13 protein-coding genes and 1 tRNA gene are annotated in these 15390 nt (G+C 57.0%); 5 read left to right on the plus strand and 9 right to left on the minus strand.

The features are described from left to right. Positions 1-3 precede the first annotated feature (3 nt). On the minus strand, positions 4-291 hold the full coding sequence (locus EDC27_RS07635) for an integration host factor subunit alpha (protein WP_123290007.1): 288 nt from the start codon (positions 289-291) through the stop codon (positions 4-6). 168 nt (positions 292-459) lie between these two features. Further along, a tRNA-Met gene (locus tag EDC27_RS07640) sits at positions 460-536 on the minus strand. Positions 537-748: 212 nt separating this feature from the next. Between EDC27_RS07640 and queD the strand changes: the two genes are divergently transcribed. Next, on the plus strand, positions 749-1123 hold the full coding sequence (gene queD, locus EDC27_RS07645) for a 6-carboxytetrahydropterin synthase QueD (protein ID WP_123290008.1): 375 nt from the start codon (positions 749-751) through the stop codon (positions 1121-1123). 27 nt (positions 1124-1150) lie between these two features. Next, positions 1151-2341, plus strand: a complete 1191-nt coding sequence (locus EDC27_RS07650; protein WP_123290009.1) for a DUF2333 family protein — start codon at positions 1151-1153, stop codon at positions 2339-2341. 72 nt (positions 2342-2413) lie between these two features. On the opposite strand, the gene EDC27_RS07655 is transcribed toward EDC27_RS07650, so the two are convergent. Genes EDC27_RS07655 through carA form a run of 6 tightly spaced genes read right to left on the minus strand, consistent with a single transcriptional unit; the run spans position 2414 to position 12119 of the window. After that, positions 2414-4240, minus strand: coding sequence for a M48 family metallopeptidase (locus tag EDC27_RS07655; protein WP_123290010.1), 1827 nt, complete (start codon positions 4238-4240; stop codon positions 2414-2416). Then, positions 4240-5148, minus strand: coding sequence for a dihydrodipicolinate synthase family protein (locus tag EDC27_RS07660; RefSeq protein ID WP_123290011.1), 909 nt, complete (start codon positions 5146-5148; stop codon positions 4240-4242). The genes EDC27_RS07655 and EDC27_RS07660 overlap by 1 nt, the downstream gene beginning before the upstream one ends. A gap of 9 nt (positions 5149-5157) precedes the next feature. After that, on the minus strand, positions 5158-6213 hold the full coding sequence (locus EDC27_RS07665; protein WP_245994336.1) for a KpsF/GutQ family sugar-phosphate isomerase: 1056 nt from the start codon (positions 6211-6213) through the stop codon (positions 5158-5160). After that, the gene (purF, locus tag EDC27_RS07670; RefSeq protein WP_123290012.1) at positions 6206-7636 is read right to left on the minus strand and encodes an amidophosphoribosyltransferase; all 1431 of its coding nucleotides are present in this window, start codon (positions 7634-7636) and stop codon (positions 6206-6208) included. Before purF ends, EDC27_RS07665 begins: the two co-directional genes overlap by 8 nt. A 43-nt stretch (positions 7637-7679) precedes the next feature. After that, positions 7680-10910, minus strand: a complete 3231-nt coding sequence (carB, locus tag EDC27_RS07675) for a carbamoyl-phosphate synthase large subunit (RefSeq protein ID WP_123290013.1) — start codon at positions 10908-10910, stop codon at positions 7680-7682. A 30-nt stretch (positions 10911-10940) separates the two neighbouring features. Continuing rightward, the gene (gene carA, locus EDC27_RS07680; RefSeq protein WP_123290144.1) at positions 10941-12119 is read right to left on the minus strand and encodes a glutamine-hydrolyzing carbamoyl-phosphate synthase small subunit; all 1179 of its coding nucleotides are present in this window, start codon (positions 12117-12119) and stop codon (positions 10941-10943) included. Positions 12120-12915: 796 nt separating this feature from the next. Here carA and EDC27_RS15980 point away from each other — a divergent pair. Beyond that, entirely contained in the window at positions 12916-13080 is a 165-nt protein-coding gene (locus tag EDC27_RS15980; RefSeq protein WP_170161684.1) for a hypothetical protein, read from the plus strand. A 92-nt stretch (positions 13081-13172) separates the two neighbouring features. After that, positions 13173-13403 carry a hypothetical protein gene (locus EDC27_RS07690; protein WP_123290015.1) on the plus strand — a complete coding sequence of 77 codons (231 nt, stop codon included), beginning with the start codon at positions 13173-13175 and terminating at the stop codon, positions 13401-13403. Between the two features lie 54 nt (positions 13404-13457). Here EDC27_RS07690 and kdsB read toward each other — a convergent pair whose 3' ends face one another. Then, positions 13458-14204, minus strand: a complete 747-nt coding sequence (gene kdsB / locus EDC27_RS07695) for a 3-deoxy-manno-octulosonate cytidylyltransferase (RefSeq protein ID WP_123290145.1) — start codon at positions 14202-14204, stop codon at positions 13458-13460. 271 nt (positions 14205-14475) lie between these two features. Between kdsB and EDC27_RS07700 the strand changes: the two genes are divergently transcribed. Continuing rightward, positions 14476-15351: a 50S ribosomal protein L11 methyltransferase gene (locus tag EDC27_RS07700; protein ID WP_170161685.1), complete on the plus strand. Its 876-nt coding sequence runs from the start codon at positions 14476-14478 to the stop codon at positions 15349-15351. Positions 15352-15390 lie beyond the last annotated feature (39 nt).

Genomic DNA, 15390 nt, shown 5'->3' on the forward strand with positions numbered 1-15390 from the left:
GGCTCACCCACCATGGTTGATGCGGTCGCGCAGAACCCCGGAACACTTGAAGGTCACCACGCGGCGCGGAGGCAACTGAATGGGATCGCCGGTTTGCGGGTTGCGCCCGCGACGCTGATTCTTCTGCTTCACACTAAATTTACCAAATCCGCTGATGAGCACGTCCTCTCCGTCTTCCAGGGTCTGTTTGATAATCTCAAAAAGTGTCTCCACAATTTGAGCGGATTCGGCCTTGGTGAACACGTTTTCGGCAAAGAGGTTGTCGACGATCTGCGCTTTGGTCAAAGTCATCTTTCGTCCTTTCCTTTGACATGGATCAGGGGCGCTCGAGAACCTCGAGCGCACGCGGACCAAAGACCCAATCTCTTCTTTCATTCTCGACTCTTTATCGGAACATCCATCGGATTTCAATACAAAAAAAGGACCGCCTTGGTCGTGGCGGTCCCAATCTTTCGAAAATGGTGGCGGTGCAGGGCTTCGAACCCCGGACACTGCGGATATGAGCCGCATGCTCTGACCAACTGAGCTACACCGCCATTTTTTGGCCCTTTCTAAAGAATTCGACCCAGCCTGTCAATAGTCAAAAAGGGCGCCGTGCCCCAGGGGCTTGCGCCTGTTCTGACGATTGACAAAAAAAGAGGTCTTGAGTTTAATGACTAAGCGCTTGAAGGAAGATGGGATTTGACACAAGGGCGTCGAAGGGGTGTGCGGAGCGGCCTGAACGAGATGCGGGAAGGACAAAGTGCCCATGTATGAAGTCAAGGTGATGGCGGATTTTGCCGCGGCGCATAACCTGCGCAATTTTCGAGGGCGGTGTGAGAACCTTCACGGCCACAACTGGAAAGTGGAAGTGACGGTGCGAGGAGACCGCTTGGAAGAAAGCGGCGTGCTTGTGGATTTCGGCGAAGTCAAGGACGCGTTGCGAAAGGCTCTGCATCAGCTGGACCATCAATATCTGAACGATCTTACCTATTTTCAGGACAAAAATCCTTCATCAGAACTTATTGCTCGGTATCTCTTTGAAACCCTTTCGGCCGTCATAGACGGTCCGCACCGGCGAGTGCACAGTGTGTCCGCATGGGAGTCCAAGGATTCATGTGCCACATACTACGGTGAGCGCTAGCCGCCTTTAGGAGAAAAGGAGCAGATCATGAGCCGATGCGCACGGACCCCTTCCGCCCCTTCGCGCTGTGCGACGGGAAAACGGGTGAGACCTTTGAGCCTTGGAGTTTTGTTGATCGGCGCAGTGTTTTTCATGGCCGCAAACGCCTTGGCGCTGCAAAAGCACACCTTGGAAGGCGCTTCGTCGACCCCGTCTCAGGCTCCCTCCGTCAAGGCGGCTCCCGAGCCTTCTTCGCAGCAGGCGCCAGCAGGGACCCCTTCGACGGAAGAGCACAAAGCGCCTTCGTCACATCCTACCCTGGAAGTGAAGCCGGTCCCTTCAGGACCGACGCTCCATGCGCCGGCATCCACGCCAGGAGGCAAAGAAGCCGCGCCTGGAGCCAAGGTAGAGCTTCACCCGCCGGCTCTTCCCGGACATGCTGGAGAGGAAAAGGGCGAAGAACACGGCGTGGTGCTCCCTGAGATTTCACCGATACCCGGCGTGACCTTTGTGGAAACCATGATCAAGCTCATGGAGCATGAACTGAAGGGCCGTTTTTTGGGATGGCGCCCCAACGACCTGATTTTGGGCCGGTTTACCGACAACATCAACAACTACCAACTAGGTGTTCTAGAAGCCATGCGTTTCACCACCTTGCGCCTCAAAGACAGCCTAACCCGCATGGGCGAAGCGGACACCTATGATCGAGACCTGGAAGACGCCTTGAATCTTTTCATGAACAAGGCCACGCTCTTTTGGTTTCCTTCGGCGGAGACCTCCTACAGCGAGGCCGTGGATCACCTCAAGAAATTCTTGGAAAAGCTCAAAACCGGCCGGCGCAGCTTCTACTACCGTGTGGACAACCTGTTGTCGCTCTTGAAGTCCTATGGCGACCTTCTAGGCAACGTGAACAAGAGCCTCATCATCGATCGGTATCCTGACGGAAGCTCGGTGAGTTGGTTTGATGTGGACGACTACTTTTATTACGCCAAAGGGGTCGCCCATGTGATGTATGAAATTCTCAAGGTGTGCCGTGTGGGATTTTACGAACAGCTGGTGACTCTGGATGCCGTGGATATTATGGATGAAATTCTTCATGAATTGCATCGGGCGGAACAGATGGATCCATGGCTGGTTTTGGATGGAGACCTGGGCGGGTTTCTCGCCAACCATCGAGCCAATCTCAACGCCCCCTTGTCCGAGGTGGCGCACCTGATCACCATCGTGACTCGATTCTAAACCCTTTCGGGCGCTCCCTTTTGGCGCAGGGGGCGCCTTGTCGTTGCCCCTTTTGGGGACCCAACCCGTTCTTTAAGGCGGCACCTTTTTTAGGGCGTCCTTGAACTTCTCTTCTTGTTCCACGTAATAACGCAATCTCTCGGGCTTTTGCGCGATGGCGCGCCGAATTGTTTCCAAAGCCTCGGCGTAGCGGCCGTTGACGTAATAGGCTTCGGCCAAGGTGTCGAGCACGTAGGGATCCGGCTGTATGGCGGCGGCACGTAAAGCCAGTTCAAGAGCCCTTGAAGGATGCCGGTAGGGTGGAGGCGCCGTGGCGTACAGCCATGCCAGGTTGTTCAGTATGCCGGAGTGATTCGGGGCCAGCCTCAAGCCCTCTTCCAGGATCAATCGAGCGTGATGATAGCGCTGCCGCTGCAGGAGCAGAGCGCTGTAGGCCATGTACAGTTCCGGCTTTTTTTTGTCCAGTTGCAGTTCCGCTTCCAAAATGTGCAGCTGGATTTCCTGCCGCCATGCCTGCGCCTTGTTGGAATAGCGAAACTGAATGGCTCCGTGAATCAGCAGGGTCAAGGCGAGAAAAAACACCGCGGCGGATCGCCACAGTTTGCGGTTGTGGGCTGCCATGAGTTCTGGGTTTTCGGCGGCCGCAAGCAGCATATGCACGCGTTCTCGAATGCTGTAGTGATGCCAGCTGGGCACATTATCGATCTGGCCGCTGTGAAACGCGATCTTTTGCAATGACGAGACCAGAGGGTAAGGATCCCCAAGGGTTTTCAGGGCGAAAAGGTCCGCTTGGCGTTCGCAATTGCGCATGAAATATCCGAAAAGATAGCGAAAGTAAAGCACAAGCACGGCCAGGACCGGAAGGCTGTAGAGCAGGCTGAAAAGGTTTCGGTAAAAGGTGTCCTGGGAAAGCGCCCAGTGAAGGGCCCATTTTTCCCGAAGGATCATAAGAAGGATCATATCGTGCAGGGCGTAGGAAGCGGCCGCGTAGGCAAGGAACAAAGAAAGATAAAAAAGGGCGTGAAACCGTTTCACGTGACCCATCTCGTGGGCTACCACCGCCTTAAGTTCCTGTTCGTTCAGGAGCTGCAAAAGCCCTCGAGTGATGAGAATATAGCGAAATCGAGGCAGAATGCCGAGCACAGCCGCCGAGAGGTGTTCTCCTCCGCGAGGGGGCCACAGGAGAAAGTCGCCGAGCCGAAAATTCTGGGATTGGCAAAAGGCTTCCAGGCGGTCTCGCAAAGGGGACGCAGGCACGGAGGAACAGCGCCACAGCCGGACAATGATCGGCGGAGCCAGGCACAGAAAAAGGGCGAAAACAGCGCCGAAGAGCACGAGGTGTCCCAGGTCCGAGGCAAAGAAGGGGGGCAGAGGCACCCATTGCAGAGCGTCCAAAAGGAGCGCGATGAAGAACCAGGGCAGAAGAAGCGCCGTATAAAAACCGAACTGACCTTGAACGTAGGCGCGTCGACTGACCATGGAACCGGTCAGGCGCCGGTGGAGGGGATAGGCCCAAAACCAGATGGCGGCCAAATGCAGTAAAAAAAGCACGAGGCCCACCAGGCCGGAGAGAGTCGTAGAGCGGGCAAAGCCGGGTATCCATTGAAAGAAGTCTTTGATGTTGAACACGAACACTTGGACCGCAAGAAACCCCAAAGCCAGGACCGTCAAATGGCTTTGGAGCTTGATGAATCGTGCGTAAACCCTACCCGGCGTGGCGCCTTTTTTCAGGGACGCCTGTAGGCGCCCGAAAAACACCGCGCACAGCAGGAAAAAGGCGGCAAAGACGGCGACGGTCAAGGACAGGGTTTTCACGGGAGGGCGCAGGGTTTCATGGCCGGGTTCGTGCAAGGAAAAAAGGGTAAGCGCCACGATGAACGAGAGGATCTGTCCGTACATCAGTGCCCTGCACTTTCAAGGCATCGCAAAAGCCGCCGTGCGCGATCATCGGGAAGTGGCGAGGCTTCGTGAAGAAACCCCAGGTGGTGAAGCGCCCACGGCACGGTGCGCACCGGTTCCGGGTCCATGGCGTCGAGAAGCTTCAGAAGCCCTTTCATCACGGCCATGTAGCCGTGAGTGTCCTGAGCACGGGCACTGAGGCTCTTTCGGTCCATGAGTTTTTTCCAGAGCCGCGGCACCACATTGGCCGTGATGGAGACCAGACCTGTGGTGCTGGGGTATTCCAGAAAGGGTCGTTCTTCACCGTCCATGAGGCCGAAGTCCGGACGTTTCACGACGGCCTTGGCGTAGGTCAAAACCCTTTTAAGCGACCCGTGATGAATGAGGCCGGTTATGCGAGGATTGGCGGCCAGAAGTTTCACGACGCTGGTGCGCAGGTTCACGTGCCGTCCCCAGGCCTTGGCCGGCCGAACGCGATGAGGGTCGTTTTCCAAGACGAAGGACCGATGGGACACCACGGCCAGCTGCTGGTATAAAGTGGGAAGTCCTCGATTGCCGTGGTAATACAGAGGTGTGTCCAGCCACAAAAGGCGCGAGAAGTGCGCGTCTTTTTCCAGGGCTTGTTCGAGCCGGTGAACGTTGTCCAAGGTTTCCGCACGGTCACGTCCCGTGATGCGCACCGCTACAGGGTGATAATCGGGAAGCCGAGGGATGAGTTCCGGAATCGTTTCAAGGTCTTGAGCCCGCAGGGGCACCCCTCGTTCGGAAAGCCTCCAAAACGGTGGATCGATCACCCAGCCATCCACGAACGGCGCCGCGGCCGCGACGAACCCCGGCCAATCCATGGCGTCTAGATCGTCGGGAATGTAGAGGCGGCACCAGAGTCCGCGCAGACGGCAGTCGGTCATCGTGATATCCTATAAAGAAAAGCGAACCTGACCCTTTCCTAGCAGATCATGAAGGTGAAGAACGCCCACGATCCTGTGCGCGGCATCGATGACGGGAAGGACGGTGACCAGGTGCTTTTCCATGATTTCAATGGCTTCCCCTACCTTTCGGTCGGGTTCCAACGCCTTGGGGTTGGCCGTCATAACCTCAGAGACGCGCACATTCACCACCGATACGAACCGTTCCAGGGCCCTTCGCAGATCGCCGTCCGTGACGATTCCCGTCAGTTTTTCATCGGCATCCACCACCAAGGTGGCTCCCAACCCTTTTTCCGACATAACGCGCACGGCTTCCATCAGCAAGCAGTCCGTCGACACCATGGGAATGGCATCGCCCCGGCGCATGACATCCATCACATGGCTCTGAAGCCTCTGGCCTAATTGTCCTCCCGGATGATAGCGCCGAAATTCCATCACCGAAAAATCGCGCTTCTTGATCAAAGCCACCGCCAGGGCATCTCCCATGGCCAGCATAGCCGTGGAACTGGCTGTCGGTGCCAGGCCAAAGGGGCAGGCTTCTCGAGGCACTCCCGTAAAGATGGCCAAATCGCAATGGCGGGCCAGAGTCGAATCCAGATTCCCGGTAAAGGCGACAATCTTGGTGCCGATGGCCCGCAGGCTGGGCAGAATGAAGTTGATTTCGTCCGTTTCTCCGCTGTTGGAAAGGGCAAGGACGATGTCTTCCGAGCGGACCATGCCGAGATCCCCGTGCATGGCTTCGACGGGGTGCAGAAAAAGAGCCGGTGTTCCGGTGCTACTCAGAGTGGCCACGATCTTTCGGCCCACGATGCCCGATTTGCCCACGCCGGTCACAATAACTCGCCCTGGGGAGGCATAGATCCATTCCACGGCCCGAGCGAAGCTTTCATCCACGTGCTCCATGAGGGTCAAGAGCCCCTCGGCCTCGATGTGCAGAACATCCTTGGCGATCCGCACCAGATCTCGAGCGCTCAGGGTTCTGTTTCCATCCCGTGAAGACGGCGTTGGCGAACCCAATCTCAACCTACTTGACACTCTCTTATTCAAAGCAGTCCTTTCGCACCTCTTCGTGAAACGCCACGGGATAATCCCCCGTGAAACACGCCAGACAGTAGGGATGATTCTGCAGGGACGCTCCCGCCCCCTTCAACAGCCCCTCCAGAGAAAGGTAGGCCAGGGAATCCAAGCCGATGAACGCTTGGATTTCTTCCACACTGTGCTGGGCGGCGATGAGCTCACCCTTGGTGGAAAAATCGATGCCGTAGGGGCAGGGATGTCGGTGCGGCGGGCAGCTCACCACCATGTGCACTTCGCGGGCTCCGGCTTCCCGAAGGGTCTTGATGCGGGTTCGCGTCGTGGTGCCTCGAATGATGGAATCTTCCACGATAATGACCCGTTTGCCACGAAGAATTTCGCGAACCGGATTGAGTTTGATGCGCACGCCGAAATCGCGCATGGTCTGGGAGGGTTGAATGAAGGTTCGACCCACGTAATGGTTTCGAATGACCCCCATTTCCAAAGGGATGCCCGATTCCTCGGAATACCCCAGGGCCGCGTAGGTGCCGGAATCGGGAAAGGGCATCACAAGATCCGCCGCAATGGGGGTTTCCTGGGCCATGAGATGCCCCAGGCGCTTGCGGCAGCTGTAGACGTTCTGGCCGAAGATGGTGCTATCGGGCCGGGCAAAGTAGATGAATTCAAAGATGCAATAGGCACTGGGAACCCGCGCAAAGGGTTTAATGGATCGCAGCCCATGACGGTCAATGATGACGATTTCTCCCGGTTCCACATCCCTAATGTAGGTGGCTTCGATGAGGTCCAAAGCGCAGGTTTCCGAAGACAGCACATAGCTTCCGTTCAACTGTCCCAGACATAGAGGACGAAAACCTCGAGGGTCCCGAGCTCCAATGAGGGTATTTCGCGTGCACAAAACGAGGGAATAGGCCCCTTTCACTTTGGCCAGGGCGTTGGTCAGAGCCTGCTCCAGCCCATCATCAAGCCCTCGAGCCATAAGGTGCACAATCACTTCCGTGTCCATGGTGGACTGAAAGATGGTCCCTTCCCGTTCCAAGTCGCGCCGTAAAAGTGCCGCATTGATCAAATTGCCGTTATGGGCGATGGCGTAGTATTCGTTTTTGTGTAAAACGACAAAAGGTTGCGCGTTGGCCAGCCGTGAAGATCCTGTGGTGGAATAGCGCACATGGCCGATGGCCAGGTGGCCCTTGAGGCTTTTGAGGGTGTCTTCCTTAAAGACTTCGGAGACCAGCCCCATGTGCTTGGAGTCGTAGATGTGGCACCCATCGGAAGTGGTGATGCCGGCGCTTTCCTGGCCTCGATGCTGCAAAGCGTAGAGGCCGAAGTAGGTCAATTTGGCAGCTTCCTCATGGCCGAACACGCCAAAGACGCCGCATTCCTCACGACGGCTCGGTTGGTGGTTCCTGTTGAAAAAAGGGATGGTGTGCGCCTTCATGAATGTGTCGTCCTTGCGATGACTCTGCAGGCCGCCATCTTGCTCAAGGGCTTTTCGATGACATTTCTTCCAAATAGTCCTGAATCGCTCGCACATGCCAATCTCCCTGACGCAGCGCGGCCACGGCCTGAGCCATGGCCTTGGCTCCGGCCAAAGTGGTGGCGTAAGGAAGATTGTAAAAAACGGTCGCGCGTCGAATCCGGTAGGCATCGGAATACGTTTTCGGGCCAAAGCTCGTGTTGATCACCAGATGGACGTCCTGATTTTTGATGTAGTCCAGCACGTGAGGACGGCCTTCGGCAAGTTTATGAACCTTCCTGGCAGGCACGCCGTGGTCCGTGAGAAAGGCGCGCGTGCCCGCCGTGGCGATCAGGGAAAAGCCCATGTCATGAAACGCACGAGCGATGGGCACCACCGCCTCCTTGTCCTTGTCGTGGACGCTCACAAATACAGTCCCGGAAAGGGGCAGCGTGTAGCCGGCCGCCATCTGCGCCTTGGCGTAAGCCAGCCCGAAATTTCTGTCAATCCCCATGACTTCTCCGGTCGATTTCATTTCCGGCCCCAACAGAATATCCACACCGGGAAAGCGAGAAAAGGGGAAAACGGATTCTTTAACCGACACATGGCGCAGTTCCCTTTCCCGGTCAAACCCCAGATCTCGAAGCTTGTGGCCCAGCATGACTTTGGTGGCGACCTTGGCCAGAGGCACACCGGTCGCTTTGCTCACAAAAGGCACCGTTCTCGAAGCTCGAGGGTTCACTTCCAGCACATAGATGGTGTTGTGCTGAATGGCAAACTGCACATTCATCAACCCCACCACGCCCAGCCCGTGGGCCAAAAGGCGCGTCTGGCGCTTGACCTCTTCGTGCATCTGTCGGGAAAGATTCACAGGTGGCAGCACACAGGCGCTGTCTCCCGAATGTATGCCGGCGGCTTCGATGTGTTCCATGATGCCACCGATGACCGTGATTTCTCCGTCACAGATGGCGTCCACGTCCAATTCCACGGCATCTTCCAGGAACTTGTCGATCAAGATGGGATGTCCCGGCGACACCAAGGCCGCCACGTCCACGAAACGGCGTAAGCTGGGTTCATCATAGACGATCTCCATGGCACGTCCGCCCAGCACGTACGAGGGTCGTACCACCACCGGGTACCCGATGCGACGCGCCGCTTCCACGGCCTCATCGGTCGAAAGGGCCGTGGCGTTTTCCGGCTGCTTCAGCCCCAGGCTGTGCAGAAGGTGCTGAAAACGTTTGCGGTCTTCGGCGAGGTCGATGGCGTTGGGCGACGTTCCCACAATGGAGGCTCCGGCCCGTTCCAAGGGCACGGCTAGGTTCAAGGGCGTCTGGCCGCCAAATTGCACAATGAGCCCTTGAGGTTTTTCCGTTTCCACGATGTGCAGCACGTCTTCTCGCGTGAGCGGCTCGAAGTAGAGTTTATCCGAGGTGTCGTAATCCGTGGAAACGGTTTCAGGGTTGGAATTGACCATGATGGATTCGATGCCCAGTTCCCTGAGGGCGAAGGCCGCGTGGACACAACAGTAGTCGAATTCGATGCCCTGGCCGATGCGGTTGGGGCCGCCACCCAGAATCATGACCTTCTGCCGGGACGATGGTCGTGCTTCGTCTTCTTCCTCGTACGTGGAATAAAAATACGGCGTGTAAGCTTCAAATTCGGCGGCGCATGTGTCCACGAGCTTGTAGACGGGCCGCACGCCAAGGCTTTGGCGAAGCTTTTGAACGGAGTCTTCGTCCGATCCCAAAAGTTCGGCGATTCGGCGATCGGAAAAGCCCCAACTCTTGACCAGGCGCATGCCTTCCGCATGTTCCGTAAGGCGCTTCGAGCGCAGTGCGGCTTCCATTTCCACGATTTCTCGAATGTGTTCCAAAAACCAGGGGTCGATGGCCGTCAGCGCGTGCACCTCGTCCACGGAAAAGCCCAGGCGAAAGGCTGTTGCGATCTGAAAAAGTCGCTTTGAATTGGGGCGGCACAAGGCCTGCCGCAAAGCTTCCCGGTGTTCGGGACTGTTTTGGGCCCATGGTTCGTCAAGACCGAAACGACCCATTTCCAACGATCGCACCGCCTTTTGCAAAGCTTCCTTGAACGTGCGACCGATGGCCATGGTTTCTCCGACAGACTTCATGGACGTGGTGAGAAGGTCCTCGGTTTCGGGGAATTTTTCAAAGGTGAACCGAGGAATTTTGACCACCACATAGTCGATGGTGGGTTCAAAGGAGGCCTTGGTTTCTCGAGTGATGTCGTTGGCGAGTTCGTCCAGGGAATAGCCCACGGCAAGCTTTGCGGCAATCTTGGCGATGGGAAAGCCGGTGGCTTTGGAAGCCAGAGCGGAAGAGCGCGACACACGGGGATTCATTTCGATGACCACCATCTCTCCATCCCTGGGATGGATGGCGAACTGCACGTTGGAGCCACCGGTTTCCACGCCGATCTCTCGAAGAATGGCAATGGCCGCATCGCGCATCTTTTGGTATTCACGGTCGGTGAGGGTTTGCGCGGGAGCCACCGTGATGGAATCGCCCGTGTGCACACCCATGGGGTCCATGTTTTCGATGGAACAAATAACGACCACGTTGTCCATGTGGTCCCGCATGAGTTCCAGTTCAAATTCCTTCCATCCCAGCACCGACTCTTCCAGCATGACCTGCCGAATGAGGCTGGCATCCAGGCCGGCTCGAGCCAATTCCACCAGCTCTTCTCGATTGTAAGCCACACCCCCTCCGGTGCCCCCCAAAGTGAAAGAGGGCCGAACGATCACCGGGAATCCGATGGCCTCGGCAATGTTCAACACATCCCTTTCCGAATTGGCGATGCCACTTCGAGGAACTCTGAGCCCGATGCGGGTCATGGCGTCCCGAAAAAGTTGCCGGTCCTCGGCCATTTTGATGACATTCACGCGGGCGCCGATCATGGTCACGCCGAACCGATCCAGGACACCCATTTCCGCCACACGCACGGCCGCATTGAGCGCCGTCTGGCCCCCGAGGGTGGGCAGCAGGGCGTCAGGTCGCTCCCTTTCGATGACCTTGGCCACGGCTTCCGGCGTGATGGGTTCGATGTACGTGCGGTCGGCCATCTCGGGATCGGTCATGATGGTGGCGGGATTGCTGTTGATGAGCACCACCTGGTAGCCTTCTTCTCTCAAAGCCTTGCAGGCCTGGGTGCCCGAATAGTCAAATTCGCAGGCTTGGCTGATGATGATGGGGCCGGAGCCGATGATAAGAATCTTGTGAATGTCGGTCCTTTTGGGCATAGACCAGAAGCTCCATGGCACGAGCAGGGTTCAGGAATCATGGTGCCGAGGCGTCTCGGACGAAGAAAGGCCTTTGTTGCGGCCCATCAGCTGGACGAATCGGTCGAAAAGGTGCGTGGCATCGTGAGGACCGGGAGCGGCTTCCGGATGATACTGGACGCTGTAGGCGGGGATTGCCAAGTGCTCCATGCCTTCCAAGGTGTTGTCGTTCAAATTGATGTGGGTCGGTTGTACCGGCACATGTTTCATGGATTCCAGGTCCACGCAGAACCCGTGATTTTGGCTTGTCACTTCCACGCGGCCCGTGCGCAGGTCCCTGACCGGCTGGTTGGCGCCTCGATGACCGAACTTGAGCTTAAAAGTGCGGCCTCCCAGGGCCAGGCCCATGAGCTGATGGCCCAGGCAGATGCCAAACATGGGTTTTTGGCCCAAAAGCTTGCGCACCGTCTCGATGCCGTAGGTGACGGCCGCGGGATCCCCAGGGCCGTTGGAAAGAAAGATGCCGTCAGGTTGTGCCGCCAAAATCGTCTCAGCCGAAGTGTGCGCCGGAAAGACTAAAACCTGGCATCCGCACCGCTCGAGGTTTCGCAAGATATTGTACTTGACTCCAAAATCCAGCGCTGCCACACGAAATCCAGCATGGCCCTCCTTCCAGACCGCTTCGGGCTGAGGGCCGTTTTCCCACCGATACGGTGCGGAACACGTGACCTTTTGCACCATGTCCACGCCCACCAGGCCGGGAAAGGCCCGCACCTGGTCCAAGAGTTCGCCAACGTTGTCCGTATCCGTGGCGATGATGCCGCGCATGGCCCCCACCAGGCGTATGTGACGGGTCAGGCGGCGCGTGTCGATGCCTTCCACGCCCAACACGCCCTGGGAGTCCAGAAATTGGGCCAGAGATCGGCGACTGCGCCAATTGCTGGGAAAATCCTGGTATTCCTTGACCAGAAAGGCTTCCACTTGAATGCGGGCCGATTCCATGTCCTCGTCGTTGATGCCATAGGTGCCGGTCAAGGGGTAGGTCATGGTGACGATCTGCCCCTTGTAGGAAGGGTCCGTGAGGACTTCCTGATAACCGGTCATGGCCGTGTTGAAGACCACCTCGCCCAGTACACGGCCCTGATGGGCAGAGGTGAACACTCGGCCTCGAAACACGGTGCCGTCTTCCAAAACAATGACAGCCGGTGGTCTTTGCCAGGGTGTGGTCATGGGGTTTTTCTTTCTCTTTCTTAAAGCCCCTTGGGCGCGGCCCGCACCGTGTCTTCGAATGGCGTCGGCGACCGTGCTCCCGAACCCTTGTCTAAATTCCTCGCTTTTTCCACCAAGCGCAGCCATCCCCTTCTGCGCAGGCACGGCCCGAAGGTCCGCCTTTTCGGCCAAGGAGCTCTTCAAGCCCGATGTCCACCGTGACGTGAGCGTTCCTGAAACCCGAGCCCTTTGGGGCCAAATCTTATCAAATCGCGCCATTCTATCGAGAAAATTCCCAATGACAAGGCCCATGTCTCGCAAACGATTTTGAAGAACATACAGGAAACGTGGTCTGTGCTGGAATTGGCTTAACGCGAAGAGGCCTTTTATCCGTTGCGGCGTTCCTGCGATGATCCGCCTCACGGGGGCACATTCATGGAAAGTGAGCGAGCATGATCACAAAGGCATTGTACCTTTCCGTGGCCAAGGGTAAGCAAATGTGCCATAAGGTCGGAAGGGACCCACAGAATGTCAGACCCAGGGCCTCCAAGGGCGAAGCGATCGACACCGTGAAGTTTCGGCAAATACATGAGCTTCTCGTGGAGTTCTTTGATAAGCGCGGAATGGATTACGCGCTGATCGGCGCGTTTGCCCTTTAAAACTACGGTTATGTGCGGCGACGGCTGACCTTGATCTTATTGCAAGAAGCGAAAGTCGAGAGGCGATTGTCTCGTTTTTGGAATCTTTGGCCTATGAAACCACCGCCGAGTCCTAAGGGTTTTTCAATCGCGTGCATCTCTTAGAGGGGCTGGACAGAATGGATTTCGTGAATGTCGGCCCTGAGGCGGCCGAAGAAATCTTTTCGACGGTTCGACGCATGGCCGCTTTTGGCAGAAAGGACCTTCCGGTGGTCAAGCCCGAGCACTTGATTGCCCTTAAGGTTTTTTGCCATGAAAAACGATCCCTCCAGAACGTTTTGTGAAATGGCCGATCTGGAATCCTTGGTTCGCTAGGAAGGCATTGATCTCGAGGAAGTCTAAAAAATCTTTTCGTACTACGGCTTGGAGGAACGCTATGAGCAGCTCGTGTCGTGATCCGCTCGAACGGCTTCGGCTGCAAGATGAATGGCCTTCCGGTTCGTGGCGCGCGCATGAAAAAGCCCTTCGCCTTCCGCGAGTCGCTCGAAACGTGATGACCTACCTAGAATTTCTGGAAGACATCGACGCCTTCGGCCGTCCAAAGGCCCCCGAAAAACCCTACGGCGAAGCGTTTCTTCTGCCCGGTCGCGACGACAAAAGGCGTTAAAAACGTGTTCCAACCCACCCACGATCGAGAGCGGATTTATTGCCAGGTGGCCCTTCAGCCCTCGTGTGACCGCCACCGGTTTTCCAAACGAATGAGGTCTTCCGGCGTGTCGATGCCGCAGGTATCCTTGGGGGAGAGGCCCACGGCTATCGCATAGCCGTGTTCCAGAGCCCTCAGTTGTTCGAGTTTTTCCGACATTTCCAAAGGCGTTGGGGGCAGGGAGGCAAAGTGGTGCAGAAAATCGGCTCGATAGATGTAATACCCCAGGTGCTTAAGAAACGGAATAGGCTTTGGCCCCGCCTCGCGCCGATGGGGAATGGGCGCTCGAGAAAAATAAAGAGCTTTTCCACTTTGGTCCGTCACCACCTTGACCACATTGGGATCCAGATAAGCTTTCATGTCGTCCGTGGCGTAGGCCAGGGTGGCCATGGGTGCGACGGGATGTTCCCAAGCTGTGCGAACCAGAGATTCCACAATGGTCGCATCCACCTCGGGCTCATCTCCCTGCACGTTCACGACCCAGTCAGAGGGGGCCAGAGCGAGCTTGTTGGCCGCTTCGGCCAGTCGATCCGTACCGCTGGCATGATTCGAGCATGTGGGCACGGCTTCCACACCCAACGAACGCACGAGGCTCAAAATCCGCTCATCATCGGAAGCCACCGCGATGCGATCCAGTGCCGAACAGACCACAAGCCGCTCCACCACCCATTGAATCATGGGCTTTCCCAGGATGAGGGCCAAAGGTTTTCCGGGAAATCGGCTGGAAGCGTAGCGAGCCGGAACAATTGCCGTGACAGCCATGAATCCCTCCCACATGTTTCTCTGTTTTGTTATGTTGCCTCTTGCCTGAGCCGCGCCGTCGCCCATGAGGATCCAGGAGCCGGGGATTCACCGGCGTGGCGGCACAGCGCTTACCCTGTGGATCAAACCCTAAGGAGGCCCTTTGCTTTCCGAAAAGGCATCGCCCGCTGCGTTCTTCACCCCAGGCGAGGGTGACGGACATCGAGGGGATCGTTAGCATCGAAAGGGTTTAATGAAAAGCGGGGAATGTTTTTCCTTCAAGGAGGTGAATGTGGGTAAGGGATGGTGGATGGCAGACGTGCCGTGCCCAGAGTCGGTATGCGATGAGTTGGCTGCGGTCCTGGCGGACCTTTTTGGCGTTGGCGTTCAGGTGCAGGACAATGCGGTGCGGCTCTATCTTTCCGCGGAAAAAGCGGCTTCGGACTGGAAGACCGTCTTGGAAAAGGTGGTGGAAAACTTTCATGCGTCCTTGGGGTTGCCGTGGGCCGGGGCCGTAAACTATGGGTTCTGCGAGGACGCCGACTGGAACGCCCGGTGGAAGGAGGGTTTCAAACCGCTTCGAGTGGGACGGCGATTGGTGATTACACCCACGTGGGAGTCTTACACGCCGCAAGCCCACGATGTGGTGCTGACCCTGGATCCCGGCATGGCTTTTGGTACCGGCCATCACGAAACCACGCGGTTGTGTCTGGAATGGCTTGAAGACGTCATGGCCACATGGTCGAGTGCGCCGGCGCCCTCTTTGCTGGATGTGGGGACAGGTTCCGGTATTTTGGCCCTGGCCGGAGCACTTCTCGGATTTCGTCCCGTGATGGCCGTAGACAACGATGCGGACGCCATCGAGATTGCCCAGAAAAACCAAATCCTGAATCCCAAGGCGGCCTCCGTGCAATTTTTTATGGGCACGGCGGAAAACGTTCCCGGCCGTTTCGCCGTGGTGGTGGCCAATATTCAGGCGGGACCTCTGATGGCCATGGCGGACGTGCTGGCCCAAAAGGTTGAGCCCGGAGGACGGCTGGGCCTATGCGGATTGTTGGAAGAACAGGTTTCGGAAGTGACACGTCGGTATGAGGCTTTAGGCTTTGGCAAGGAAAGGCACCGGCAGGCGGGACCATGGGTTTTGGTCGCCATGAGGTGCCGCGCGTAAGTCGGCGGTGTGAAGACGGAAAGGATGCAAAGAGTGCAG

The organism is Desulfosoma caldarium, assembly GCF_003751385.1.
Taxonomy (GTDB): domain Bacteria; phylum Desulfobacterota; class Syntrophobacteria; order Syntrophobacterales; family DSM-9756; genus Desulfosoma; species Desulfosoma caldarium.

What these genes read in the sequence shown, in the direction of transcription:
- EDC27_RS07660 (WP_123290011.1), bottom strand. Translation starts at nt 5,148, where the DNA reads ATGACCGACTGCCGTCTGCGCGGACTCTGGTGCCGCCTCTACATTCCC.
- kdsB (WP_123290145.1), bottom strand. Translation starts at nt 14,204, where the DNA reads ATGGCTGTCACGGCAATTGTTCCGGCTCGCTACGCTTCCAGCCGATTT.
- queD (WP_123290008.1), top strand. Translation starts at nt 749, where the DNA reads ATGTATGAAGTCAAGGTGATGGCGGATTTTGCCGCGGCGCATAACCTG.
- EDC27_RS15980 (WP_170161684.1), top strand. Translation starts at nt 12,916, where the DNA reads ATGGATTTCGTGAATGTCGGCCCTGAGGCGGCCGAAGAAATCTTTTCG.
- EDC27_RS07635 (WP_123290007.1), bottom strand. Translation starts at nt 291, where the DNA reads ATGACTTTGACCAAAGCGCAGATCGTCGACAACCTCTTTGCCGAAAAC.
- EDC27_RS07650 (WP_123290009.1), top strand. Translation starts at nt 1,151, where the DNA reads ATGAGCCGATGCGCACGGACCCCTTCCGCCCCTTCGCGCTGTGCGACG.
- EDC27_RS07655 (WP_123290010.1), bottom strand. Translation starts at nt 4,240, where the DNA reads ATGTACGGACAGATCCTCTCGTTCATCGTGGCGCTTACCCTTTTTTCC.
- purF (WP_123290012.1), bottom strand. Translation starts at nt 7,636, where the DNA reads ATGAAGGCGCACACCATCCCTTTTTTCAACAGGAACCACCAACCGAGC.
- carA (WP_123290144.1), bottom strand. Translation starts at nt 12,119, where the DNA reads ATGACCACACCCTGGCAAAGACCACCGGCTGTCATTGTTTTGGAAGAC.
- EDC27_RS07690 (WP_123290015.1), top strand. Translation starts at nt 13,173, where the DNA reads ATGAGCAGCTCGTGTCGTGATCCGCTCGAACGGCTTCGGCTGCAAGAT.
- carB (WP_123290013.1), bottom strand. Translation starts at nt 10,910, where the DNA reads ATGCCCAAAAGGACCGACATTCACAAGATTCTTATCATCGGCTCCGGC.